Annotated in this window: 1 protein-coding gene; it reads right to left on the reverse strand. The window is 57.7% G+C overall.

Going from position 1 to position 530, the window contains the following annotated elements; translation table 11 throughout:
• The coding region (locus BKH32_RS13380) for a toll/interleukin-1 receptor domain-containing protein (RefSeq protein ID WP_143222855.1) at nucleotides 1–530 on the reverse strand (530 nt) is incomplete at both ends.

Consider the following 530-nt stretch of genomic DNA (forward strand, 5'->3'; position numbering starts at 1 on the left):
GGAGCATCTTGACAACTTCTCGTGTGGTGTCGAAGTTTGGGCTGTTCTCGAGCGTCTGTACGAGGCTCTCGAGCAGTCTGTGTCTCAGGAGCTCTTCAGTTCCTGCCCACGAGATGATCTTCTCGGCGACAGTTGAGGGGGCATCATTCTCGAACGCTAGTCCTTGGACCCTTCCAGCAAGGCCATATGGAACGGTCTGCTCGCGAAATGACAGGATGGGACGGTGTCGGCCGAGTGCCCAACCGACCTCTTGATCGCACCACTCGCTCTCACGAAATCCCGTTTCGACAAAGGCGACCAGGCCGTCGCACTGGTCGAGACCGTTAGCGAGAAATGCCAGCCAATCGCGACTGGGGCGAATGTCCTGGTGTGCGATAAGGACCTCGATGCTGAGATCCTCGAGGACTGCGCTGACTGACTCGACGAACTCGTGTGACCGGCTGAGATGGGAGAAGAACAGACGGAGTCCTTGCCCGCGGAAAGGGAGTTCTTCGTCGAGCAGGAGTGTCCTGGGGCGCCTGAGAAAATTT

Source organism: Actinomyces oris (assembly GCF_001929375.1).
Lineage (GTDB): Bacteria > Actinomycetota > Actinomycetes > Actinomycetales > Actinomycetaceae > Actinomyces > Actinomyces oris_B.